At 34.6% G+C, this 25,715-nt stretch carries 27 protein-coding genes, 1 tRNA gene and 1 other annotated feature; of the genes, 26 read left to right on the forward strand and 2 right to left on the reverse strand.

Translation table 11 applies throughout. The features are described from left to right. The first annotated feature begins 386 nt into the window (after window positions 1-386). The 21 genes from NSA47_RS14745 (at window position 387) to sdaAA (ending at window position 18,198) form a co-directional block, all read left to right on the forward strand. Window positions 387-569, forward strand: coding sequence for an N-acetyltransferase (locus NSA47_RS14745; RefSeq protein ID WP_257533358.1), 183 nt, complete (start codon window positions 387-389; stop codon window positions 567-569). A 147-nt stretch (window positions 570-716) separates the two neighbouring features. Further along, entirely contained in the window at window positions 717-2,774 is a 2,058-nt protein-coding gene (locus NSA47_RS14750; protein WP_257533360.1) for a sigma-54 interaction domain-containing protein, read from the forward strand. A gap of 294 nt (window positions 2,775-3,068) precedes the next feature. After that, the gene (locus tag NSA47_RS14755) at window positions 3,069-4,337 is read left to right on the forward strand and encodes a dicarboxylate/amino acid:cation symporter (RefSeq protein WP_257533363.1); all 1,269 of its coding nucleotides are present in this window, start codon (window positions 3,069-3,071) and stop codon (window positions 4,335-4,337) included. 40 nt (window positions 4,338-4,377) lie between these two features. Further along, entirely contained in the window at window positions 4,378-5,544 is a 1,167-nt protein-coding gene (locus tag NSA47_RS14760; RefSeq protein ID WP_257533365.1) for a MalY/PatB family protein, read from the forward strand. Window positions 5,545-5,754: 210 nt separating this feature from the next. Then, window positions 5,755-6,153, forward strand: a complete 399-nt coding sequence (locus NSA47_RS14765) for a nuclear transport factor 2 family protein (RefSeq protein WP_373370338.1) — start codon at window positions 5,755-5,757, stop codon at window positions 6,151-6,153. 111 nt (window positions 6,154-6,264) lie between these two features. Next, window positions 6,265-6,429 carry a hypothetical protein gene (locus NSA47_RS14770; protein ID WP_257533367.1) on the forward strand — a complete coding sequence of 55 codons (165 nt, stop codon included), beginning with the start codon at window positions 6,265-6,267 and terminating at the stop codon, window positions 6,427-6,429. 62 nt (window positions 6,430-6,491) lie between these two features. Next, window positions 6,492-6,761: a GNAT family N-acetyltransferase gene (locus tag NSA47_RS14775; protein ID WP_257533369.1), complete on the forward strand. Its 270-nt coding sequence runs from the start codon at window positions 6,492-6,494 to the stop codon at window positions 6,759-6,761. Window positions 6,762-6,842: 81 nt separating this feature from the next. After that, entirely contained in the window at window positions 6,843-7,313 is a 471-nt protein-coding gene (locus NSA47_RS14780) for a GNAT family N-acetyltransferase (RefSeq protein WP_257533372.1), read from the forward strand. Window positions 7,314-7,554: 241 nt separating this feature from the next. Continuing rightward, the gene (gene rplU, locus NSA47_RS14785; RefSeq protein ID WP_257533374.1) at window positions 7,555-7,866 is read left to right on the forward strand and encodes a 50S ribosomal protein L21; all 312 of its coding nucleotides are present in this window, start codon (window positions 7,555-7,557) and stop codon (window positions 7,864-7,866) included. 5 nt (window positions 7,867-7,871) lie between these two features. Next, a complete protein-coding gene (locus tag NSA47_RS14790) occupies window positions 7,872-8,204 on the forward strand; it encodes a ribosomal-processing cysteine protease Prp (protein ID WP_257533376.1) in 333 nt (110 codons plus the stop codon). An 11-nt stretch (window positions 8,205-8,215) separates the two neighbouring features. Beyond that, window positions 8,216-8,506, forward strand: a complete 291-nt coding sequence (gene rpmA / locus NSA47_RS14795; protein WP_257533378.1) for a 50S ribosomal protein L27 — start codon at window positions 8,216-8,218, stop codon at window positions 8,504-8,506. Between the two features lie 193 nt (window positions 8,507-8,699). Further along, on the forward strand, window positions 8,700-9,986 hold the full coding sequence (obgE, locus tag NSA47_RS14800) for a GTPase ObgE (RefSeq protein WP_257533380.1): 1,287 nt from the start codon (window positions 8,700-8,702) through the stop codon (window positions 9,984-9,986). A gap of 14 nt (window positions 9,987-10,000) precedes the next feature. Further along, window positions 10,001-10,294, forward strand: coding sequence for a ribosome assembly RNA-binding protein YhbY (gene yhbY / locus NSA47_RS14805; RefSeq protein WP_257533382.1), 294 nt, complete (start codon window positions 10,001-10,003; stop codon window positions 10,292-10,294). A gap of 37 nt (window positions 10,295-10,331) precedes the next feature. Then, window positions 10,332-10,979: a nicotinate-nucleotide adenylyltransferase gene (nadD, locus tag NSA47_RS14810; protein WP_257533385.1), complete on the forward strand. Its 648-nt coding sequence runs from the start codon at window positions 10,332-10,334 to the stop codon at window positions 10,977-10,979. Between the two features lie 32 nt (window positions 10,980-11,011). Further along, window positions 11,012-11,560, forward strand: coding sequence for a bis(5'-nucleosyl)-tetraphosphatase (symmetrical) YqeK (gene yqeK, locus NSA47_RS14815; RefSeq protein WP_306811200.1), 549 nt, complete (start codon window positions 11,012-11,014; stop codon window positions 11,558-11,560). 23 nt (window positions 11,561-11,583) lie between these two features. Further along, complete coding sequence (rsfS, locus tag NSA47_RS14820; RefSeq protein WP_257533389.1) at window positions 11,584-11,940, forward strand: ribosome silencing factor; 357 nt, start codon at window positions 11,584-11,586, stop codon at window positions 11,938-11,940. A 44-nt stretch (window positions 11,941-11,984) separates the two neighbouring features. Continuing rightward, window positions 11,985-12,174 (forward strand) — a binding site (T-box leader). Window positions 12,175-12,233: 59 nt separating this feature from the next. Beyond that, entirely contained in the window at window positions 12,234-14,705 is a 2,472-nt protein-coding gene (leuS, locus tag NSA47_RS14825) for a leucine--tRNA ligase (protein ID WP_257533391.1), read from the forward strand. A 146-nt stretch (window positions 14,706-14,851) separates the two neighbouring features. Next, window positions 14,852-16,060, forward strand: coding sequence for a threonine ammonia-lyase (gene ilvA / locus NSA47_RS14830; RefSeq protein ID WP_257533393.1), 1,209 nt, complete (start codon window positions 14,852-14,854; stop codon window positions 16,058-16,060). Window positions 16,061-16,150: 90 nt separating this feature from the next. Then, the gene (locus NSA47_RS14835) at window positions 16,151-16,537 is read left to right on the forward strand and encodes a RidA family protein (RefSeq protein ID WP_257533395.1); all 387 of its coding nucleotides are present in this window, start codon (window positions 16,151-16,153) and stop codon (window positions 16,535-16,537) included. Between the two features lie 88 nt (window positions 16,538-16,625). Then, on the forward strand, window positions 16,626-17,294 hold the full coding sequence (gene sdaAB, locus NSA47_RS14840) for an L-serine ammonia-lyase, iron-sulfur-dependent subunit beta (RefSeq protein ID WP_257533397.1): 669 nt from the start codon (window positions 16,626-16,628) through the stop codon (window positions 17,292-17,294). Window positions 17,295-17,319: 25 nt separating this feature from the next. Further along, window positions 17,320-18,198: an L-serine ammonia-lyase, iron-sulfur-dependent, subunit alpha gene (sdaAA, locus tag NSA47_RS14845; protein WP_257533399.1), complete on the forward strand. Its 879-nt coding sequence runs from the start codon at window positions 17,320-17,322 to the stop codon at window positions 18,196-18,198. 118 nt (window positions 18,199-18,316) lie between these two features. On the opposite strand, the gene NSA47_RS14850 is transcribed toward sdaAA, so the two are convergent. Then, window positions 18,317-19,585, reverse strand: coding sequence for a D-alanyl-D-alanine carboxypeptidase family protein (locus NSA47_RS14850; RefSeq protein WP_257533401.1), 1,269 nt, complete (start codon window positions 19,583-19,585; stop codon window positions 18,317-18,319). A gap of 189 nt (window positions 19,586-19,774) precedes the next feature. Between NSA47_RS14850 and NSA47_RS14855 the strand changes: the two genes are divergently transcribed. From NSA47_RS14855 to NSA47_RS14875, 5 genes are all read left to right on the forward strand, one after another. Then, window positions 19,775-20,401, forward strand: a complete 627-nt coding sequence (locus NSA47_RS14855; RefSeq protein WP_257533403.1) for a helix-hairpin-helix domain-containing protein — start codon at window positions 19,775-19,777, stop codon at window positions 20,399-20,401. A gap of 23 nt (window positions 20,402-20,424) precedes the next feature. Further along, window positions 20,425-21,465: a selenide, water dikinase SelD gene (gene selD / locus NSA47_RS14860; RefSeq protein WP_257533405.1), complete on the forward strand. Its 1,041-nt coding sequence runs from the start codon at window positions 20,425-20,427 to the stop codon at window positions 21,463-21,465. Window positions 21,466-21,581: 116 nt separating this feature from the next. After that, window positions 21,582-22,967: an L-seryl-tRNA(Sec) selenium transferase gene (gene selA / locus NSA47_RS14865; protein WP_257533414.1), complete on the forward strand. Its 1,386-nt coding sequence runs from the start codon at window positions 21,582-21,584 to the stop codon at window positions 22,965-22,967. Window positions 22,968-22,989: 22 nt separating this feature from the next. Further along, complete coding sequence (selB, locus tag NSA47_RS14870; protein ID WP_257533407.1) at window positions 22,990-24,900, forward strand: selenocysteine-specific translation elongation factor; 1,911 nt, start codon at window positions 22,990-22,992, stop codon at window positions 24,898-24,900. Window positions 24,901-25,011: 111 nt separating this feature from the next. Further along, window positions 25,012-25,109 (forward strand) — tRNA-Sec (locus tag NSA47_RS14875). Window positions 25,110-25,232: 123 nt separating this feature from the next. Here the strand turns inward: NSA47_RS14875 and NSA47_RS14880 are convergent. Beyond that, window positions 25,233-25,583 (reverse strand): tyrosine-type recombinase/integrase, encoded by a 351-nt coding sequence (locus NSA47_RS14880; protein ID WP_257533410.1) that lies wholly within the window; start codon window positions 25,581-25,583, stop codon window positions 25,233-25,235. Between the last annotated feature and the right edge of the window lie 132 nt (window positions 25,584-25,715).

The raw sequence follows: 25,715 nt of genomic DNA on the forward strand, positions 1-25,715 counted from the left end.
TGAGATCTCTCCTTTCAAGCTTTTATAGTTCACCGAGTACTCGGTGAACTATAAAAGTACTCTTTTGAAGTCTATTGTCTCATGCCTTTTATTGATTTTAAATCCATGAGATTATTGGACGCTTACGAAGAACAAGCTAAGGAGATTTCAGATTGGAGATACACTGGAGAATATTCAATTTATAATCTTTCTAGTTGGAATAAGATGATCCAGAAAATTATTCTTTATGTGATAATATAAAAAGAGAAAGATATATAAGTTGTATAAATGAGAATAAAGAATTAGTGGGATTTGTAAACTTATTAGATAAAGGAGAAAAAGTATTCTTTGGAATTGGCATCAAACCTAATTATTGAGATAAAGGCATAGGGAAAATAATAACCAGGATGGCTCTTATTGAAAGTGAGAAAAGATTTCCTAATAAACCTATTGTATTAGAGGTGAGAATATGGAATGAAAGGGCTGTAAATTGTTATAAATCTCAAGGATTTGAAATTATTGAAACAACACAGCAAGAAACATATATTGGCTTTGGTGAATTTTATGTAATGAGATATTCTGTAAAATAGTTTTGGTCTACATTTTTCTAAATTATACAATAACGAAATTACGTAAAATAGAAATAACATGATTTAGAGTAAATAAAAGTCTTGTTAGATATAGGGAACAAAGATATAGTATTATATAGCAAATACTTTTTAATCAAGGTGATATTGATGAAAAAACGGTTAGGTATAGTTACTTTAAGTGCTGATGTAGGACATGCATATAAAAAACAATTATCCAATGTTTTGGGTGATAAGGTTGAGATTTTACCTTTTTCCTTTGAAAATAATGATCTTGATGATGGTAAGAACATAAAACTTATAAAAGAAATAGATGTTATTTTGATAAGTACTTATTCTCAATATGAGATATTGAAAAAATATATTAATAAGAACTTTAATATTGTTATTGCAAAGCTGACTCTTTCTAAAAAAGGATATGATACCTTGAAGTCCTTAAAGGGAATCCAAAATGCAATGCTAGTTAACTTGAGTCTTGAAATGTCTATAGAAACTATTGGATTGTTATATCAATTAGGTTTTGATAATTTTGAATTTGTACCGGTTTATCCAAACATGGAAAAAGTTCCAGATTTGGAGGTAGCTATTACTACGGGGGAAATGCGTTATGTTCCTAAAGAGATTAAGAGAGTATATAATTTAGGGCATAGATTCATTGATGAAAGTACAATAATAGAATTGCTTGTTAGTCTTGGTTTAGAGGATTGTCTCACGAATAAAAGTGTAACAGATTACTTTGATACTATCGTTTCTTACAATATAGGCATAGAATATCTTTTGAGTAAATCTAATATTTTGACATATCAATTTGATACATTGTTAAGCCTTATGGATAAAGGGGTTATATATGTTAACAAAGATTATATAATTCAATCTTGCAACGGAAGTGCAGAGAAAATAGTGAATATCAACCAATCAGATATGATTGGAAAGAACGCTAAAGATATTTTGCCAGAAGTAGATTTTTATAATAGTAAGATAAAGAATAATTTAATTAAAATAAACGATGAGTACATTACTCTTTCTATCCATGAGATAGAGGGGAAGAATAAGAAGTTTAATGGAGCCTATGCAATTATTGAGGATTTTCAATCTAAAGAAGATACACAAAATAAATTAAGACTTCAATTGATGAATAAAGGACATATTGCTAAATATAGCATTAATCATATAATTGGAGAGAGCAAGGAAACCAAAGAAGTTAGAGAATTAATAAAAAAGATGGCAAAGGCGGAGTCTTCAGTTTTGATAACTGGAGAAAGTGGGACAGGGAAAGAACTTGTGGCCCAAGCTATTCATAATCTATCTAAAAATAAAAACAAACACTTTGTTGCTATTAATTGTGCAGCCTTTAATCCTTCTCTATTAGAAAGTGAGCTCTTTGGTTATGATGCGGGGGCTTTTACTGGAGCAGTAAAAACAGGGAAAAAAGGGATTTTTGAAATGGCTAATAACGGCACATTATTTCTAGATGAAATAGGTGAGATGCCTATAGAATTGCAAGCCAAACTTTTAAGGGTAATCCAAGAAAGGGAAATAATGAGAGTAGGGGGCAGTGAGGTTATAAAAGTGAATTTACGCATCATTGCGGCTAGTAATTTGGATTTGGCCCAGCAAGTAAAAAAAGGGCTATTTAGAAAGGATCTCTATTATAGACTTAATGTATTACCAATAAATATTCCTCCTCTTAGAGAGAGGAAAGAAGATATAGATTTATTGTTTAATTATTTTATCAAAAAGAAAAAATTGAACTTTTCTATTGATAAAAGGACTATGGAATTTTTGAAAAGTTATAATTGGGATGGGAATATAAGAGAGTTAATAAATTGTATTGAATATCTTGATAATCTTGGAGAACCTATAATAAAAATAAAAGATCTACCTCACCATATAAAAAATAACATAAAGCAAATGGAGAGAGACAGTTCAGAGAAAGCTATAAAGAATATAGGTTTTGATGACGAAAGATATATGGTTATACTAAAGATTTTATATGAGGCATTTTTGGAAAGAGTAAAACTTGGTAGAAAGTCTATTAGTGAAAGAGCTTATAAAAACAATTATCACTTATCAGAATATGATGTAAAAAGTATTTTAAAAAGACTTTCTGAATTACAATTAGTGGATGTATCTGTGGGCAGAGGAGGAAGTACAATAAGTAAAAAAGGTATAGAACTTTTAGAATGGCATAGGAAACAGGGTATATAGGTTTGTTTATAAACCAGATAACCCTGTTTTTTTAAGGAATGGAAGTTTCTAAGTATTAATATATAGATTATTGACTTTGGAAACAAGTAATATTTAAGTTGTATAAAGTGGAATATATTGAAAAATCGTCCTTTTTATCTTTGAGAGTAAATAAGTACAGTAGTTTATTTTGAATTTTATGTTTTGGCACACTTATTGCTTTTACTAAGTTGTATAGAAAGGAGGACTTATCAATTTAATAAATTTTATTATTGAAAATATGGGGAGTATTATGAACAAATAGGAGGGGAATCTATGTCAACTGAGCAAGGCAAGAAAAGAAGCGTTTTTCAAAACTATAAGCTACTAATATTTTTGATTGCTGGGATTGTAACAGGAAGTATTGTTGGTCTAATATTCAAAGAAAAAGCAGTTGTTTTAAAACCCTTTGGGCAAATATTTTTAAACTTGATGTTTACGGCAGTTGTACCCTTGGTATTTTTTAGCTTAGCAAGTTCCGTTGCAAAAATGTCAAATATGAAAAGACTGGGAAAAATTCTTAAACATACAATTTTAATTTTTATTATAACAGGAATTATAGCATCAATAGTCATTATAACTATTGTAACAATTATACCACCAGCAAGTGGAGTAGATATTTCTTTTGGTGAATATGAGAAACCAGAACAATTAAATGTACTAGATCAGATTGTTGAGGCATTAACCGTGGGGGATTTTAATGAAATTTTATCTAAAGGTGCATTATTACCCCTGATCATATTTGCAATTACTTTGGGATATTGTATTAGATTTGTAAGTAAGGATAATGAAAGCAATGTTGCTATCGATTTTCTAGATATTATGTCCCAGGCCTTTATGAAAATGATTAATCTTATTATGCTTTATGCTCCTATAGGATTAGGTGCATATTTTGCAGCCTTAGTCGGAGAGTTTGGAACAGAACTTTTAGGTGCATATAGCAAAGCTGTTTTAATGTTCTATCCAATCTGTATCGTATACTTCTTAATAGCATTTACTGGATATGCATATTTTGCAGGGGGAATTACAGGAATAAAGGTGTTTTATAAAAATATTTTTCCATCAGTGGTTACATCCTTAGCAACGCAAAGTTCTATAGCGACATTGCCAACAAACTTAGCTGCCAGTAAAAGAATGGGAGTTAAGGAAGATATCAGCAATATTATTCTACCTTTAGGAGCTACAATCCATATGGATGGAACGGCCCTTACAACCCTAATGAAAATAGCATTTTTATTTGGGATTTTTGGATTAGATTTTACAGGAATAGGAGTCTGGACTACTGCTATCCTTATATCCGTTATGAGTGGAGTTGTTATGAGTGGAATACCTAGTGGTGGAATGTTAGGCTCTTTAATTATAGTAGGATTTTATGGGTTTAATCCGGAGGTTATTCCAGTGATAGTAACCATAGGACTTCTTACAGACGCTATTGCTACAATGATAAATTCAACAGGTGATGTTGTTGTAGGGATGATGGTAAGTAGAACGGTGGATGGAAAAGAGTGGATTGAAAATAGTGAGTTTATACAAGAACAATCTTAATGGTTCTATAATATAGGATAATTTATAGAAGGGAGATACTATGCATAACTTTAATGAAGTCATAAATAGAAAAGGCACTAGCTCAGTAAAATATGAAGAAATGGATCTAAAATTTGGGAAAAAGGAATTGATACCTTTTTGGGTTGCTGACATGGATATTAAGTCTCCAGATTTTATTATATCAAGCATTAATAAAAGAGCAGAACACGGAGTTTTTGGTTATACAAAAAGAATGCCAGAATATTATGAAGCCATAATCAATTGGCTAGATAATAGACATAACCTAAAGGCAAAAAGAGAAAATATAGAATATGCACCAGGTGTAGTATTTTTACTAAACATGATGGTTAGAAAATTTACCAATGAAGGAGATAAAATTATTATTCAACCTCCCGTATACTATCCTTTTTTTAATGTTATTGAAGGGAATAATAGGATTGTAGTAGAAAATAATCTAATCTTAGATAATGGGAAATATATTATGGATTTTGAAGATTTAAAGAACAAGGCTAAGGATCCAGCTTGTAAAATGTTGATTCTTTGCAGCCCTCATAATCCTGTAGGTCGGGTATGGACTAGAGAAGAATTAGAAGAACTAGGAAAAATATGCATAGAAAATAATGTGTTTGTGATTGCAGATGAAATACACTACGACTTAGTGTATAAACCTAACAAGCATATCCCTTTTGCTAGTATTTCAGAAGAATTTAAGATGAATTCAATTATTTGTACTGCACCAAGTAAAACCTTTAATATAGCAGGATTGCACAGTGCATTCTGTATAATATATGATCAAGAAAAAATGGATATCTATAGAAATGAACTGGGATTGCTTGATTTAAATCGTTCGAATGTATTTAGTAGAGAAGTTACCCAAGTTGCCTATGAAAATGGAGCGAAATGGGTGGATGAACTTTTGGATTTTCTAAAGGGCAATATGGAATTTGTCTATGATTATATCAGCAAAAATATAAAAGGTATTACGCCTTTTAAACTTGAAGGAACCTATCTAATGTGGTTGGATTGTAGAGGCTTAGGACTTGACAAAGAGAGTATTGATGACTTGTTTATCAATGAGGCAGGTCTTGCTTTAGATAGTGGGTATTGGTTTGGAGAAGTAGGCAGAGGATTTATGAGAATAAATATAGCCTGCCCAAGATCTATGTTAAAGGAAGCGTTAGAAAAACTAGAAAATATAATCAATTAACAATAAAATAATGGAATACAATTTAACTACTAATTTACTACTTTTGAATGAACTTTCATATGACGAAATAGCCTAAAAAATGAAGAATAGTAGATACTTTCATTGAAAGATTCCATATGTAAAAAATAGACACTTTGAAAATTAAGGTGTCTATTTTTAGGGTAATTATGTTAATCTATAATTGAATAAAACAGGAAGCGAGGAACTTATATGAAAAGTAGAAAGGCAATGGATATCAATGAATTTATATTTGAATATTGGAGTTACGTTGCAACACAAAATGAAGAAAAATTAAAAAACTATTTTTCTGAAGATGCCTGTATTCGTTGGCATAACACAAATGAGCAATTTAATGTTGAAGAATTTTTAAGAGCTAATTGTGACTATCCAGAGAGTTGGAATGGTGAAGTTCAACGAATCGAATATATTGGAAATAAGATTATTACAGTTGCTCATATTTGGTCAAAAGAAAGCGATATTTCTGTTCATGTAACTTCATTTTTTGAGTTGATAGATGGAAAAATTAAGACTCTTGATGAATATTGGGGAGATGATGGTACGCCTCCAAAGTGGAGATTGGATAAAAAAATAGGTATACCAATTCAATAAATTTAATTTTTTACTAGAAATTCTATCATTACAATGCTCATTTTCCGCTGTCTAATCTGTCTAATATAGTATGGAATATATCCATGCATATTGGGATGAGGATGATCTTGATTGGGAATTGTATCAAGTTTGTGTGGATTGGTGTATTCTCAAGAGGGGATCATAAATATTTCTCATTTAGAAAAGAAAATCATTGATAAAAGTGCATATGATGAGTTATGGATGAAGAGATGCGAGGAAATGCAGAAAAAGTTAGAGACAAAAAGGAGAAAATGATTCACTTCTTTATTGACACTTCAAGAGCTAAAACAAAGGGATTCTTGAGTGATTAAACTAATTTGAAGGAAAAACTTGTTGGCGTAGTGTCTATAAGTATAAATGGTAGAATATCATGTTTTTTTGTAGATAAAGAATATCATAGAAAAGGTATTGGAAAAATGCTATTTCATCATAGTATTATAGAACTAAGAAAAAGACAAGTTGAAAAGATAAGGTTAAATGCTTCCCCCTATGCAGTCCCTTTTTATCATGCAATGGGATTTAAAGATTCGGACGTACAACAAGATTTTCATGGAATCTTATATACCCCAATGGAATTCATATTGTAAAGGAGAATATTATGGGAATTTATCAACCTTTTTTATTGCACTATACTTATAGAATATTACCCAAAGGAAAGGATTATGGAGATGATTGAAAGGTTGGATTTAGAAGACCATAAAACGACAAAGAAGATACTAGAATTACAAAAGAGTGCCTATAAAGTTGAAGCTGAGCTTATAGGATTTTATGAAATTCCTCCTTTGAAAGATACGGTGGAAAGTTTAAAGGCCTGTGGCGAAATCTTTTATGGTTATTATATACAGGATATTTTAGCGGGAATGGTTTCTTATAAAATTGTAGAAAATGTTTTGGATATTCACAGGGTAGCGGTGGATCCCCTATATTTTAGAAGAGGAATTGCAAATAAACTTATTCATTTTATAGAAGATTTAGAGAGAAATGTGGACAGAGCAGTGGTATGTACGGGAAAGAAGAACTTACCTGCTATTCATTTATATAAAGAAAATGGTTATCAAAAGAAAAGAGAATTTGAAATTGCAGAAGGTATTTATATGATAGAATTAGAAAAAAATGCAACACCCATTGAATTTCCATAGACAGGATATAATAAGAGATGGAAATTCTCATATGTTGATGAATATAGTAGAAAAATATGTAGAACAAGTGAAAAAATATATTTGCATATTAGAAGCCTAGAAACAATTGAAAAAAACAATATATTGACAATTTTCCGTTCCTTTGTTAAAATATTGGAATGTAGGTAGCCGCTCAGATCAGGTTATTAAATCCTTATTAGGTACCTAGCATTTGGCGAGACTGGTTAGAGGAGGTGTAGTGATGTACGCAGTTATTAAAACAGGTGGAAAACAATATCGAGTTCAAGAAGGCGACGTTATCTTTGTTGAAAAAGTAGAAGGACAAGCCGAAGAACAAGTTGAATTCAATGAAGTTTTAGCTGTTTCCAACGAAGGTAAACTTACAGTAGGAGCTCCTGTAGTAGAAGGCGCTAAAGTTGTAGGCAAAGTCGTTGAGCAAGGAAAGGCGAAAAAAATCATTGTATTCAAATACAAAGCGAAAAAAGATTACAGAAGAAAACAAGGCCACAGACAACCTTATACAAAAGTTATGATTGAAAAGATTGAGGCGTAAGATCCATGATCTCCATAACTCTTTGGGAAAATCGAGACCTACAAATAGAAAAATTTCTAATTGAGGGTCACGCAGGCAGTGGTGAATACGGCTGGGATATTGTATGTGCTGCGGTATCGGCACTAACAATTGCCACTTTAAATGGTCTTACAGAGTATGTGGGTTTACCTCTAGACTTCAAGCTAGAGGAAGGCTATGTACATTGTAAAATCCCTAAAAAGATAAATGATAGGCAAATGATTCAGTCCCAAGCTATATTAAAAACAATGGATTTAGCATTTCAAAATATTGTAAATGAATATAAAGAGTACGTACAATTAAAAAGAGTAGAAATTTAGGAGGTGAAACCATGATTAAGATGAACCTTCAACTATTTGCCACAAAAAAAGGGGTAGGTAGTTCTAGAAACGGTAGAGATAGTGAGTCCAAAAGACTTGGTGTAAAAAGAGCTGATGGACAATTTGTTTTATCCGGTAACATTCTTGTAAGACAAAGAGGTACAAAAATCCATCCTGGTGAAAATGTAGGTAGAGGTAAAGACGATACTCTATTTGCAACTGTTGATGGCGTTGTTAAGTTTGAAAGAAAAGGCAAGGACAAAAAACAAGTAAGTGTATATCCTAAAGAAGCCGTTATGTAAGATATTTAGGCCACTTCAGATCACCTGAAGTGGCTTTTTATTGATATTTGACCTTTTACATAAAACAATTGTTCAATGCGAGATGAAGTAGGGTAATATAGAATAAAAGAAGTAAATCAGGTAAAAATTATAGTAGATAAGGAATGATGATTCCCTATCATTAAAATGTCGGAAGAAGAATACAGGTGATAAAATGTTTATTGATAAAGTAGAAGTGTATTTAAAGGCAGGAAATGGTGGACATGGAGCAGTTGCCTTTAGACGGGAAAAGTATGTACCTGATGGAGGACCTGCCGGAGGAGACGGTGGTAGAGGCGGGGATGTAATCTTTGTAGTAGATTCTGGTCTTCGTACCCTCATGGACTTTCGATACAAAAGAAAACATGTGGCCCAAAATGGTGAAAATGGTGGAAATAGCAAAATGAGTGGTAAAGATGGTAAGGATTTAATTATTAAAGTGCCTCCTGGTACTTTGGTAAAGGATAAAGAAAGTGGTCGTATTATAGCAGATCTAGTAGAGACTGGAGAAGAAAAGGTCATTGCTAAGGGAGGGAAAGGCGGAAGAGGGAATCAGCATTTTGCTACCTCCACTAGACAAGCCCCTAGATTTGCTGAAGGTGGGGTAGTTGGTCAAGAAAGAAGTGTAGTATTAGAACTAAAACTTTTGGCAGATGTGGGACTATTGGGTTTTCCCAATGTAGGGAAATCCACCTTTTTAGCCGCTGTGACAAAAGCTAGACCTAAAATTGCAGATTACCATTTTACTACTTTGACCCCCAATCTCGGTGTTGTACAATGGAAGGGTGGCAATAGTTTTGTCATGGCAGATATACCGGGAATTATAGAGGGTGCCCACCAAGGTACAGGATTAGGTCATCAATTTTTACGCCATGTAGAAAGAACAAAGCTACTAATACACGTATTAGATGCTTCGGGTATAGAGGGGCGTGATCCCATTGAAGATTTTGACACCATCAATGGAGAGCTCATAAAATACAATGAAAAATTAGCTCAAAGAAGACAGATTGTGGCTTTAAACAAAATAGATTTAATCCCAGAGGAAGAGCAAGAAGAGACTTGGGGAATAAAGAGACAATTAGAGGAAAAAGGATTTGAAGTATACTTGATTTCAGCAGCAACCAAGAAGGATATTGATAAATTACTAGACCGGGTGATAGAATTATTAGATGAAATAGGGGAAGTGCCTTCTATTTTTGAGGAGGAAGAAATAGAGGACTCTTTGGTTGCCCAACAAGGAGAAAAGAATTTTACTGTGCGTAAAGAAAATAATCAATACATGGTAGAAGGACCAGATATGGAAAGATTGATTCATTCTGTAAATTTTGAAGATATAGATTCCATTAGATATTTCCAGAGAATGCTCAGGAAAATGGGAATTATTGAGGAATTAGAGAAAATGGGCATTCAAGATGGGGATATTGTAGCCATATTAGATATTGAATTTGAATTCTTTCATTAATAAGGAGGGTAATGATGTTAACGAGTAAACAGAGAAGTTATTTAAGAGGATTGGCCAATAAAATAACCGCCATTTTCCAAATAGGAAAAGAAGGACTCAATGATAATTTAGCTAAACAAGTATGGGATGCACTAGAAGCAAGAGAATTAGTGAAAATCAGTGTTTTGAATAATAGTTTATTAGATCCCAAGGAAGTAGGACAGGAATTAGCAGATAAAGTTCATGCAGAGGTAGTACAGGTTATAGGGAATAAATTTGTATTATACAAACCTTCCCGGGAAACTCCTCAAATTGTGCTACCTAGATAGCTCTTACTAAGGAAATGAAAAAATGAGGAGTGGGAATATGGCATATTTGAAAGAAAACAAAGAAAAGCCAGAAAAAATAGGTATTTTAGGAGGTACCTTTGACCCTATTCATTATGGACATTTGGTGATTGCCCAGTGGGCCAAAGAGGAATTTTCCTTAGACAAGGTATTATTCGTCCCTGCTGGCACCCCACCCCATAAGTTACACAAAGAAGTCCTGATGGGCAAACATAGGTATAGGATGACTACCTTAGCCACCAATACAAATCCTAATTTTAAAGTATCCTCTATGGAAATGAATCGGTTAGGTCCATCCTATACTATAGATACGATAAAAGATCTCAGAAAAGAATATGGGAAGGATACTTTTTTGTATTTCATTACAGGGGCTGATTCAGTATTAGATTTTTATACATGGAAGGATTATGAGGAATTGATAAAATCCTGTTACTTTATTGCAGCTACCCGGGAAGGATACGATGTAGAAAAGTTTAATCAAAGAATAGAAGAAATCCATGAATTATTTGGACATAGAATTTTTAAAATGGATATTCCTGATTTAGATATTTCCTCTACAAATTTAAGAAAAAGAATAAATCAAGGAAAAAGTGTTAAATATCTCTTGCCGGAAACTGTAGAACAATATATCATAGAAAATAAATTATATAAGGATTTGAAAGGATAAATATGCTGTCTTATGAAGATTTAAAAAAAGAGATGAAACAAAGGCTAACCCCCTATAGATATACACATACTTTGGGAGTAGTGGATACGGCAGAACAATTAGCAAAAGCCTATGGGGGGGACATAGATAAGGCAAGGACAGCGGCTCTGCTACATGATTGTGCTAAAACAATGGGAACAGAGGAATTGTTGTCCAAAGCTAGAGAAAATGATGTGAAAATAGATGAGGTATCTTACCACCAAAAGGAACTTCTCCATGGCCCAGTAGGCAGAATTATTGCTCGAGATAAGTTGGGCATAGAAGATTCGGAGATATTAGATGCAATAGAATTTCATACCACAGGCAGGGTAGGAATGACAAAATTAGAAAAAATAATATATATAGCCGATTATATAGAACCAAGTAGAAATTACCCCGGAGTGGAAGAATTAAGAAATTTAGCCTTTCAGGATTTAGATAAAGCCCTTTTACAATCCCTGAATAATACTATACAATTCGTTATAAAAAAGAATGGATTCATCCATTTAAATAGTATTAAAGCAAGAAATGATTTACTGAAAAATACATATACTAATCAATAAAAGAAAAAATAAGGAGGCAAAGAATGTCTAATCAAGCAAAGGAAATGGCTCAAAAGATAGCAGAATGGATAGATGAAAAAAAAGGTAAAGATATAGACGTTTTAAATATAGAAAATCTTTCAACAATAGCAGATTATTTCGTTTTGGCCAGCGGGACATCAACCACTCAAGTACAGGCCATAGCCGACCATATCGAAGAAAAGGCAGAGAAATTTGAGGAGTTTTCCCTATTGAGAAAAGAAGGCTATAGAGAGGGAAGATGGATTTTATTGGATTTTAATGAGGTTATTGTTCATGTATTTCATGAGGAAGAAAGGGATTTTTACAAACTAGAAAGACTATGGCAAGATGCCAAAAATATAAATTTAAAAAGGGATTAGTTGACAGCTTTATCCCCTTATTCTATAATAAAAATAAGTTTATAAAAAGTATATCCTTGGAGTAGTAGACAGTTAGAATTTTATAGAGAGTCAGGGGTGGTGGAAACTGACAAAGGATACTGTTGAACTTGCCAAATGAAAAGATATACCGGTTAATGCCGTTAGACAAGATAAGTTGAACTGCTCTATGCAGTTAATTAGGGTGGTACCGCGAGCAAACCTCTCGTCCCTATCAGGGAATGAGGGGTTTTTTATATTTGTAAATTATAGTTAATAAAAGAGGAGGAAGAAAAATGACTTATCATTTTCACACCATTGAAAAGAAATGGCAAAAAAAGTGGGAAGAAGATAAAGCTTTTAAAGTAGAGCAAAACAATGACCCAAAATATTATTGTTTAGAGATGTTCCCCTATCCATCAGGTAAACTTCACATGGGTCATGTGAGAAACTATTCTATTGGGGATGTAGTGGCCCGATTTAAAAAAATGAATGGATACAATGTACTTCATCCCATGGGATGGGATTCCTTTGGATTACCAGCAGAAAATGCTGCCATTAAAAATCAAATTCATCCCAATATATGGACATGGGATAATATCAAACATATGGAAGACCAATTAAAAGAATTAGGGATTAGCTATGATTGGGATAGGGAAATAGCCACCTGCAGTCCAGAGTACTATAAATGGAACCAATGGCTGTTTTTAAAAATGTTTGAAAAGGGATTGGCTTATAAAAAAGAGGCAGCAGTAAACTGGTGCCCCTCATGTGCCACAGTATTGGCCAATGAGCAAGTAGTAGATGGTTCCTGTGAGCGCTGTGATAGTTCTGTGGAAAAGAAAAAATTAAGCCAATGGTTTTTTAAGATTACAGATTACGCAGAAAGACTATTGGAGGATTTGGATAAACTAGAGGGATGGCCTGAAAAAGTAAGATTGATGCAAAAGAACTGGATTGGGAAAAGTGAAGGAGCAGAAATTAGTTTTAAAATGGAGAATACTGAGGATGAAATCAATGTATTTACCACAAGACCAGATACCATCTTCGGCGTATCCTATTTGGTATTTGCTCCAGAGCATCCCTTAGTAGAGAAATTAATTAAGAATACACCCAAAGAGGAAGAAGTAAAAAAATTCATTAAAAGTGTACAAAGCCTTAGTGAAATTGATAGAACCTCTACAGAAACAGAAAAAGTGGGAATGCCCATTGGTGCCTATGCGATTAATCCTATGAACAATGAAAAAATTCCTATTTTAATTGCCAATTATGTGTTAATGGATTATGGTACAGGAGCGGTTATGGGAGTGCCTGCCCATGATCAAAGAGATTTTGAATTTGCTAAAAAATATGATTTGCCTATAAATATTGTTATTAAACCCCAGGATAAGGATCTTTCTATAGAGATTATGGATGAAGCCTATGTTGAAGACGGCATCATGGTAAACTCAGGAAGATTTGATACAATGGCAAATAGGGATGCCTTTGGTGAGATCGTCAAGGAATTAGAAGTAAAGGGAGCAGGAAAAAGTACCATCAACTACAGATTAAGAGATTGGCTGATTTCAAGACAAAGATATTGGGGAACACCTATACCTGTTGTTTACTGTGATCATTGTGGCGTTGTTCCCGTGCCAGTGAAAGATTTGCCTATAGAACTTCCTACAAAAGTAGAGTTTAAAAATGATGGCCGTTCTCCCTTATTAGACAATGAAGAATTTTTATATACATCTTGTCCTAAATGTGGGGAAAAAGCTAGAAGGGAAACCGATACAATGGATACCTTCGTAGATTCTTCCTGGTATTATTTGAGATATTGTGATCCTCATAATGATGAACTACCCTTTGATAAGGAAAAGGTGGATTATTGGTTAGGGGTAGACCAATATATTGGAGGAGTAGAGCACGCCATTCTTCATTTGTTGTATACAAGATTCTTTGCTAAGATATTGTATGATTTAGGCATGATTTCTAAAGATGAACCTATTCATAATCTTTTAACCCAAGGAATGGTGTTAAAGGATGGAGAGAAAATGTCTAAATCCAAAGGAAATGTAGTAAGTCCTGTAGAGATTATTAAAAATTATGGTGCAGATACAGCAAGGCTCTTTATCCTATTTGCAGCTCCTCCTGAGAGGGATTTAGAATGGAGCGATAAAGGGGTAGAGGGATCCTACCGCTTTTTAAACAGAATATGGAGATTAGTGGAGGAATTAAAGAGTGAGTTAGAATTATCTTCTAAAGTACAACAAAACAATCTAAATAAAGAGGATAAAGAACTTAGATTTGTGCTACATCATACTATAAAAAGAGTATATGAGGATATTGAAGAAAGATTTAATTTCAATACGGCCATTAGCGCCATTATGGAGCTAGTCAATGCTATCTATCACTATAAAGATAAAGTCAAGGGAAGCAATCCAGCTTTATTAGGAGAAGTCATTGAAAATCTTATTATACTTTTATCCCCCTTTGCACCTCATATTACTGAAGAAATGTGGAAGATTATAGGAAATAAGGACAGTGTGCATGAGCAATCCTGGCCTAAATATGATCTAGAGGCATTAAAACAAGAAGAAGCAGAAATTGTAGTGCAAATTAATGGAAAAGTTAGAGATAAAATGATTCTTCCAGTAGATGCTACCAAAGAAGATATGGAGGCAGCAGTACTAAAAAGAGAGAAAATCAAGCAGTTTTTAGAAGGGAAGGAAATTGTAAAGATTATTGCCATTCCGAAAAAACTAATAAATATTGTTATAAAAGGTTAAAATTGAGTTTTAAACTAGCTTTATCGTGGGATAAAGCTGGTTTTTTTATGTAGACACCAGGCATACTATATTGAAGATGTATTTTATTTATGATATATTTAAAACTGTGTGCAGGTCTATATAAAAAGAGAGGAGCGTATAAAACAATGAAAATATCTTTAGAAGATATTAAGGGAGCAAAGAGAACCTTAGAGAATGTAATTTTCCCAACAAAGTTGGTAGAAAGTAAAAAAATTAGTTCCCTAAGCAACAATCGAGTATTTTTAAAGTGTGAAAATCTTCAAAAAACAGGTTCATTTAAAATAAGAGGAGCATATAACAAAATTGCCAGCCTAAGTGAAGAACAAAAAGCTAATGGAGTTATTGCATCTTCAGCAGGGAATCATGCTCAAGGAGTTGCATTGGGGGCTACTGCCTATGGAATCAAATCCACAATTGTTATGCCAGCAGGTGCTCCAGTGGCTAAAGTAATGGCTACCCAGGGATATGGTGCAGAAGTTGTGCTTCATGGTAATGTATATGATGAAGCCTATGAAAAGGCTGTAAATATCCAAAAAGAAACAGGGGCAACATTCTTGCATCCCTTTGATGATCCTTATGTTATTGCAGGACAAGGTACCATTGGTTTAGAAATTATGGAAGATCTTGAAGATGTGGATGTAATCGTTGTACCCATCGGTGGGGGCGGTTTAATCGCAGGCATTGCTGTAGCGGCGAAATCTATTAATCCAAAGGTGAAGATCATAGGTGTTGAACCTGAAACCGCTGCCAGCATGAAAACCTCTGTAGAAAAAGATCAAAAATCTACCTTAGATACGGCCAATAGTATTGCCGATGGTATAGCCGTAAAAACTCCAGGAGATTTGACCTATTCTATAGTAAAGGAATATGTTGATGAAATAATTACCGTATCCGAAGATGATATTGCAAAGGCTATTTTGACCCTTATGGAAAATGAGAAATTGATTGTGGAAGGTGCAGGAGCAGCTTCTGTTGCAGCTCTTATCTCTGGTAAAATCAATTCCGTAGATAAAAAGGTTGCTGCAGTTATCTCAGGGGGAAATATTGATATGAACATGGTTTGTAGTATTATCGAGAACGGTTTGTTAAAGAGTGGAAGAAAAACTGAAATTAAAGTGACTATACCTGATAAACCCGGTAATTTACAATCTTTATTAGAGCTTATTGCCAGCACAAAGGCAAATATATCTTCAATTTATCAAACAAAAATGAAATCTTATGTAAACATAGGTGCTCAGGAAGTAACTATGTTATTAGATACAAAAAATCATGGGCATATCCAAGAAATACATGAAGTTTTAATAAAAAGCGGATATAATATTATAAAGGACTGATAGATTAGTTATCTATACCACCGGCTATGGTGAGTATAGATCAGACAAGTATTTTAATCTAGCCAAAGGACAAATAAAGGAGGAAAAAACATGAAAAAAGAAATTATTAGTACACCAAAGGCACCAGCTGCTATAGGACCATATTCACAAGCAGTAAAATTAGGAAACCTAGTTTTTACATCTGGACAAGTTCCTTTTATTCCCGAAACAGGAGAGGTAATTGAAGGAGATATCCAAGCGCAAGCTAGACGTTCTTTAGATAGCATAAAAGCTATTTTAGAAGCTGCAGGTACAAGCTTAGACAATGTAGTAAAAACAACAGTATTTATCAAAGATATGAATGATTTTGCTAAAATCAATGAGGTATATGCTCAGTATTTTACAGAAAAACAACCAGCTCGTTCCTGTGTTGAAGTAGCTAGATTACCTAGAGATGTAGGTGTAGAAATAGAAGTAATAGCCGTTATGCCAGAATAATAGAATATAAGATTATTAAAAGTGGTTATATATCTTATGACCACTTTTAAATTAATGATATAAAGATAGAGGAAATGGAGAGAAAACAATGAAAAATTACAGTTCCTTTGATATACTAGGCCCCATCATGGTTGGTCCTTCCAGTTCACATACCGCCGGAGCTGCCAGGCTAGGAAAAATTGGACGCAGTATAGCCGCAGAAGAGATTAGACATGTGACCTTTTATTTGCATGGTTCCTTTGCGGCCACTTACCAAGGTCATGGGACAGACAAGGCTTTGGTAGCTGGTATGCTAGGGATGGATCCCCATGATCCAGATTTAAGAAATTCCTTTGACATTGCTCATAAAAAAGGAATAGGATTTGAGTTTATACCTATCAATATGGAGGATGCTCATCCCAATACCGTAAAGATGGCCATAACATCTATAACGGGCAAAGAGACCATCATCATCGGCTCTTCCATAGGTGGGGGAAATATCATGATTACTGAAATCAATGGGATATCCATTGAATTTACTGGACAATATCCTACTCTTATCACCAAGCATATAGATAAACCTGGAGTAATAGCGAGAGTCACTACTATCTTGGCAGATTATCAAGTAAATGTTGCTTTTATGAAGGTATATAGGCAATCAAAGGGGAAAATAGCTTCTATGATTGTAGAAACAGACGAAGGCATGCCAGGAGAAATCATAAATAATATTAATCAAATACCAGATATAAAAAATGCGGTAATTATTAACCCAGTATAAAAATGTTGAAATGAGGTGTGTGCAAATGGCAGAATTTCATAGTGGTGAGCAACTATTACAATTATGCAATGAAAAAAATCTATCTATCTCTCAAATCATTATAGAGAATGAGATGGAATTGACGGGTTTAGATAGAGAACAAGTAGTATCAAAGATGAAAGATAATGTTCTCGTCATGAGACAATCTATTAAAAAAGGATTGGAAGAGAACATAAAATCCGTAAGCGGTATGATTGGCGGAGAAGCTAAAAAAATGAGGGGATATTTTAAAGAACATCAACCTGTTTCTGGGAATGTAATGGCTGATGCAGTTAGTGCGGCTTTGGCAGTGACCGAGGTAAATGCTGCTATGGGACAGATTGTAGCAGCACCTACAGCAGGTTCCTGTGGCATCATCCCTGGAGCACTCCTAACAGCTGCTGAAAATATGAAGGCCACTGAAGAAGAGATTATTAATGCATTATTTGTAGCTGCAGGAATAGGCAATATTATTGCTCAAAACGCCACTGTAGCAGGAGCAGAAGGGGGATGCCAGGCAGAAACTGGTTCGGCATCGGCAATGGCGGCAGCAGGTATTGTAGAAATGGCAGGAGGAAGTCCGGAGCAAGCTATTCATGCTGCTGCAATGACCTTGAAAAACATACTTGGTCTTGTATGTGATCCTATTGCAGGATTAGTAGAAGCTCCTTGTTCTAAAAGAAATGCCCTTGGTACTGCTAATGCATTGGTTTCAGCAGATATGGCCTTGGCAGGGATCCAAAGTATCATCCCCTTTGATGAAGTGGTAACCACCATGTATAAAATAGGAAGATCCCTTCCCTGTGAACTAAGGGAAACAGCCCTTGGTGGATTAGCAGCTACTCCTACAGGACAGAGATTACAAAAAGAAATCTTCGGGAAATAATAAAGGCTAGATAGAATTATTTAGCCTTAGATTGACAGTGAAAAGGGCTGTTGCAAAATTAGTTAATCTAATTTTGCAACAGCCCTTTTTTATTTTTAGAAGGTTATGGTTTAAATCATTAATAACGATGAATTTTATGTCCCATATTTCCTCCAAACATTCGTCTTCTTCGTCGCCTTTTTTGTTTGCTAATATATATAAAAGTCCTAAATACTAAAAATGCTGAGATCAGAATACCTGCCCATTTCAGTACGCTACTTGAACCTGTGAAGATAGAAAGAAATTTATTAGGGGCTTCGATGCTTTTATCTGCAATTAAATTGATTTTTCCAATCTCTTTTCCATCCAAATTTAACACCACATCGCCAACAATATCACCTTTTTTAATGGGAAGATCAATATCTTCAGGCAATTCAAAAGTAGTGGTGATGTCCCCGACAGTATCCTTGGGAAATGAATATTCAAAGGTATTTTCGGCTATTAGAGGAAGAGTTTCCTTTGTCTTATCAAAGGGTATCTCTTTAATGATTTCTCCTTTTTTAAATGCGTCTTTGGATTGAAAACCTTCAAAGCCATAATCTAAAAGAGTATGGGTGTCCATATATACGTCTACTCCATTGGAATCCATGATTACAGTAATTAAGTCACGACCATCTTTTTCTGCGCCACCAATGAGGGTAAAATTGGCCTCGCTTGTCCAACCTGTTTTAATACCAGTAGCGCCTTCATAGTGATAATTTTTATAAGTGGTATTTCTAATAAGACGGTTCCCTATATAAAGGTATCGAGTATCCTGTTTATTGGTAGCAGGAATAATATAGCGCTCAGTAGTAACTATTTTTCTAAAAAGAGGATTTTTCATGGCTTCTTTAGCTACTATGGACATATCTTTAGCTGTGGTGTAATGATTTTCATCATGCAGACCATGGGGATTAACAAAGTGTGTATTTTTCATGCCTAGCCCTTTAGCTTTTTCATTCATTTTATCAGCAAACTTATCTACCGAACCAGAAACATCTTGAGCTATAGCCACCGCAGCATCATTTGCAGAATCTATTAGTAAGGCATATAACAATTGTTCTCTTGTTATCTTTTCACCGGGAATTAAATAGATTTGGCTACTCCCTCTTTCAATGAGATTGGGGACATCATCCTTTATAGTGACCACTTTATCCAAATCACCATCCTCTAGAAGCAAGAGAGCCGTCATCACTTTGGTGATGCTTGCGGGATAGTGCTTTGCATCAATATCCTTACCATATAATATTTGCCCTGATTTACTATCGATTAAAATAGCCGAGGGTGATGAAATGTTGGGTGCAGCAAGGGCCGTATTTGTAAAAAGAAAAAATAAACATATGGTTAAAAATATTATTTTAGATTTCATGAATGTCCTCCTAGCAAAAAATATTCTTTTATAGTATATCAAAAAAACATCCTTCTGTGGGAGTAAAAATAAGAAATATATATAAATATACAAAATACAATTTATGGTTTTAATTTCCTATAAAAAAGAAGGGAAATATTAGCAATTGAAGAAATACTTTTTAAAGAAAGAAATATAGGGGGGATGGAAGTGGAGAAAATAATAAACAAAAGAAATATTTTTATTGCAGTTTTAATTGGAGTCCTTATAGTAGGAACTATTTGGTTTTATTTTTATAAAGACAATGATACAATGTTGATAATAGATGATGCCGATGAAGATATCTTAAGTTCTGAAGAGAATAATTCCGAGATTACGCCTACAGAAAAAGAACAATCGCATCAAATCATGGTTCATATTGTAGGACAAGTTAAAAATCCAGGAGTAGCTATTCTTACAGAGGGAGAAAGACTTATCGATGCTTTAGATAAGCTTGGGGGACCCTTAGAGGAAGCAGATTTAGAAAGAGTGAATCTATCCCAGAAATTAAGGGATGAAGAAAAAATATATATCCCCAAGATAGGGGAGGAGATAATAGACAGCGATAATAACACATCTACAAACAGTTCCCAAGAACAAGATGATGGTAAAATCAATATTAATACCGCTGATCAGAGTCAATTGAAAACTCTACCAGGGATAGGAGATGCTCTGTCCAATAGGATTATTGAATATCGTGAAACCCATGGGGAATTTAAAAGCATTGAAGAAATTAAAGAAGTAGAAAGAATTGGGGAAAAAGTATTTAATGAACTTAAAGAAAAGATAAAGATATAAAAAATAGCAAAGGATGAATGAATATGGATAAGCAATATAGATTAACCCAAATGGCTAGAAGTTCTGGTTGAGCTGCAAAAATAGAGCCGGGGGCTCTTTCCAATATATTAAAGGATATTAAGGTAAAAAAAGATTCCAATCTATTGGTAGGAATAGAAACAGCGGATGATGCAGCCATTTATAAGTTAGACGAAGATAGGGCAATTATTCAAACCCTGGACTTTTTCACACCAGTAGTAGATGACCCCTATTCCTACGGACAAATCGCGGCAGCCAATTCTTTAGGTGATGTATATGCAATGGGAGGCATTCCCTTAACAGCAATGAATATTGTATGTTTTCCTACTTGTATTCCAGCACAAATTTTAGGAGAGGTCCTTAGGGGAGGAGCAGATAAGATATTAGAGGCAGGTACTGTACTAGTGGGCGGACATTCAGTAGATGACAACGAACCCAAATATGGACTATCGGTAACAGGAACAATACACCCCCAGGAAGTAAGAGCCAATTCCCATGCAAAACCGGGAGATCTATTGATTTTGACAAAACCTATAGGCCTAGGAATTATTAATACAGCCATTAAGGCAGATTTTGTAACGAAGAAAACCATAGATAAAGCTATCTATACTATGTCCTATTTAAATAAAGATGCCAGAGATGCCATGCAAGAAATAGGGGTTAATGGTTGCACAGATATCACAGGTTTTGGATTATTAGGACATAGCTATGAGATGGCAGAGGCAAGTCGTGGGACTATAGAAATTGAAAGCTCTAAGGTGCCTATTATGGAAGAGGCTATCGAGTTAGGGGAAATGGGTATGGTGCCAGCAGGGACTTATGCCAATAAAAAATACTTGGATGGCAAAGTCCATTGGGTAAATGACATTCCTGATATTATGGTAGATATTTTATTTGATCCCCAAACCTCAGGAGGGCTTCTCATTTCAGTAGAGGAAGAAAAGGCACCTGAATTATTGGAAAAACTAGAAAATAACCTAAAAACTCCCTTTGCTGTGATAGGACGGGTTTTGCCTAAAGGAGAAAAAGCGATTATTATAAAATAATTTGATGAGCTAGTTGCCTCAATGAATTAGCATATGAGAATCAGATAACTATTTGTAAAGAAGAATATTATTCCGGAGGTCATAAAACTTTGAACAATAAAAAGGATTTGTTTAGAATGATTCCCTCGGTAGATGAAATCATCAGTCTACCCCAAATAAAAAAACATTATGAGAATACCACCCATCATAATATAGTAGAATGCATAAGGAATGTATTAGAGGATAGCAGAAGAGAGATTATACATTTATCCGATGAACAAATTTCCCAATACCATCTATCTATGGAAAAGATTTTATTAAAAATTGATGAGAAATTGATAGAAAAAAGAACGATGAGCTTACGTTCTGTAATAAATGCCACAGGGGTTGTGCTCCATACCAATCTAGGTCGGTCCCCCCTCAGTGAGGAAATAAAAGATGCTCTTTGGGCAGTGGCTAGTGAATATTCCACTTTGGAGATGGATGTAAATACAGGGAAAAGAGGTTCAAGATATTCCCATATCGAATCTCTAATCTGTGAACTCACAGGGGCAGAAAGTGCACTGGTGGTCAATAATAATGCAGCAGCAGTCACCCTAATGCTCAGTGCCTTAGCCAAGGATAAAGAGGTAATTGTATCTAGAGGAGAACTGGTAGAGATTGGAGGTTCCTTTCGCATCCCTGAGGTTATGGAACAAAGCGGTGCTGCATTAGTAGAAGTAGGGGCCACCAATAAAACCCATCTTCGGGACTATGAAAAAGCCATTACAGAAAATACTGGGGCCTTGTTAAAGGTACATACTAGTAATTATAGAATACTAGGTTTTACCCAATTGGTATCCACAGAGGAACTGGTCAAATTAGGCAAAAAATATCATTTACCATCCCTAGAGGATGTAGGCAGCGGTGTATTAGTAGATTTAGCTTCCTACGGTCTTTCCCATGAACCTTCCGTGCAAAGCACTATAGCAGCAGGAATAGATGTAGTGACCTTTAGTGGAGATAAACTTTTAGGAGGGCCTCAAGCAGGGATCATCGCTGGTAAGAAAGAGTACATTGATCAAATGAAAAGACATCCATTAAATCGTGCCTTTAGAATTGACAAACTAACTCTTGCCGCCCTAGAAGCGACATTAAAAATCTATCAAGAAGAAGAAAATGTGATTAAAAGAATACCTATTCTTCGAATGCTAACTATAGATAAGGATGAATTATATCAAAAAGCCCAAGTTCTTAAAGAAGAAATTATCAGGACTGTGGGAAAGGACTTCACCGTGAAAGTAGAGCAATCTTTTTCCCAAGTTGGTGGTGGGGCTATGCCCTTAGAACAATTACCAACTTATGTTGTATCACTGCAAAGCCCAAAATTTACAGTGAATCAATTGGAGGAAAAATTACGAAGGTTTAAAAGGCCAATCTTTACTCGTATACATAAAGAAAATATACTCTTAGATGTTCGCACTCTTTTAGAAGGAGATAACAAGAATATTATAGATGCATTAAATCTAATAAGTAATCAATAAAAATGGTAAAGGAAGATTAACCATGCAAAATATAATTATCGGTACAGCAGGGCATATTGATCACGGCAAGACAACTTTAATTAAAGCCATTACTGGTAAGGAAACGGATCGTTTAAAGGAAGAAAAAGAAAGAGGAATTTCAATCGATCTAGGTTTTACTTATTTTGATCTTCCTAGTGGAAGAAGAGCAGGAATTGTGGACGTGCCTGGTCACGAAAAATTCATTAAAAATATGCTTGCAGGAGTAGGGGGCATTGATATTGTTGTTTTGGTGGTAGCAGCTGATGAAGGATTCATGCCTCAGACGCAAGAACATTTAAATATCCTATCCTTATTAGAAGTGAAAAAAGGTATTATCGCCCTGACAAAGAGTGATATGGTAGATGAAGAATGGCTAGAAATGGTCATAGAAGAAACCAAAGAGCAGGTAAAAGGGACCTTTTTAGAGAACACTCCCATCATACCTATATCCTCTACAAAAAAAATAGGAATAGATGAGTTAATAGAACATATAGATCAGATTACTGTGCAAGTGGAAGAACGGGATAAAAAAGTACCCTTTAGACTACCCATTGATAGGGTGTTCTCTATAACGGGTTTTGGTACAGTGGTCACAGGAACTCTTATTGAAGGCACTTTACAAGAAGGAGAGAGCATTATGCTTTATCCTTCTCAGAAAGAAACAAAGGTAAGAAACCTGCAAGTGCATGATAAAAATGTAGAAAAAGCAGAGGCAGGACAAAGAGTAGCAGTAAACTTGAGCAATTTTAAAAAGGAACAGATCAATCGAGGAGATGTGCTGGCAAAGGTGGATAGCCTAAATACTTCTATGATGATAGATGTTAAGCTTAGATTATTATCGGACTCCCCCTTCCCCATTAAAAATAGAGAACGGGTGCGCATTTATCATGGAACCAGCGAGATACTTGGCCGGGTTGTCCTATTGGAGCAAGATGAACTAATGCCAGGGCAGGAAGGATATGCTCAATTGCGTCTAGAAAATCAAATTACGGCAAAGACCCTGGATCATTTTATCCTACGGTTTTATTCTCCCATGGTCACCATTGGAGGAGGGATAGTCTTGGATACACAACCTCCCAAAAGAAAAAGATTTAAAGAAGAAGTCATAGGAGAATTAAAATTAAAGGAACAGGGAGAGTCTGGAGAAATCCTCAAGCAATTTTTAAAGACCTATAGTAAAGATTTTTTAACAAAAGAGGAGATAATCAAAAGAATTGGTTTACCATCAGAGGAATTAGAAAGGATTATCTCAAGCTTGGCAAGCAAAGATGAAATCATTCAGATTGCTGTAGGCAATATGAACTATATTTTTCATCCTGACTTTATCCATGAGCTTGGTAGTAAAATGAGAAAATATCTACAAGAATTCCATAACATCCAACCTTTAAAGTCTGGTGTATTCAAAGAAGAAATCAGAAGCAGATTCTTTGGAGAACAAAAATCCAAAGTTATAGATGAATTATTAGGTTTTTTAGAAGAAAAAGAAGTAATAAAAATAAAAGAAGGTATCATCGCTTTAAAAGAGTTTAATATCCGTCTAACAGACAGTCAAAAAAGTATTGCAGAAGAAATAAAAGAAAAATTTAAAAAAGATGGATTAACCCCGCCTAAACCTGAAGAAATCTGGAAGGACAAGGGGAAAACTATTGAGCAATATAAACAGGTTTTTGAGGCTTTGGTGGAATGGGAAATTCTAGTAAAAGTAACAGAGGAAATATATATTCATAAGGACATTTATGATCAGATTATTGTACAACTAAAAAAGCATTTTGAAAACTATGAAAATATCGATGTGGCCACCTTTAGAGATCTAGCGGGTACCAGTAGGAAATATGCCATTGCCCTTTTAGAAAACTTTGATCAAAAAAAGATAACAAAAAGGCTAGGGGATATTAGGGTTATGAGGAAGTAGAAAGTTAGATATGGTCTTATAGAGTAAAATTATGATTAAGTGATTAAATACTATTTTAATATTCATTGATTTTTCCTATACGATCCTTTATAATGATAATGTGCATTTAATGGGAGTAGATGGGTGCTGGTGTGCCTCCTGGTCTTCAAAACCAGTCGCGGGGCGTTAAGAGCGTCCTGGGTGGGTTCGATTCCCACATATTCCCGCCATTGATATGACAGAGTTTGAGCCACTTTGGAAGAGTTTTTCCAAGTGGCTCTTTTGCTATTTTATAGGGCTTTGGTGCACGAACGGTGCTAAATTAACTTAAAGTAGGCTGTATTAAAACCAACTTACCTAGACAAAGAATCCAATTTTTCCATTGCTTCCTTTTGGATTGTATCAGAGACGTGGGTATAGATATCTAAAGTGATTGATATGGTAGAATGACCTAATCTCTCGCCTACTATTTTCGCATTTACGCCTTGTTGCAATAGCATAGTAGCATGAGTGTGCTTTAAGTCATAAAATCGAATCAGAGGGAAATTATGGAGCTTTATGAGCACTTTAAATTTATCAATAAAATAACTAGGGTATATCAGTGTACCGTGCGGCCACACAAAGAGAAAATCCTTAGAGATAGAAATTACTTTGCTTTCCTCTTGTTTTTTATAGCGTTTTAATTTTAAAATAGTAGATACCATTAAAAGTAAGCGTCCAATAATCTCATGGATTTAAAATCAATAAAAGGCATGAGACAATAGACTTCAAAAGAGTACTTTTATAGTTCACCGAGTACTCGGTGAACTATAAAAGCTTGAAAGGAGAGATCTCAT

Source organism: Irregularibacter muris, from assembly GCF_024622505.1.
Classification (GTDB): domain Bacteria; phylum Bacillota; class Clostridia; order Eubacteriales; family Garciellaceae; genus Irregularibacter; species Irregularibacter muris.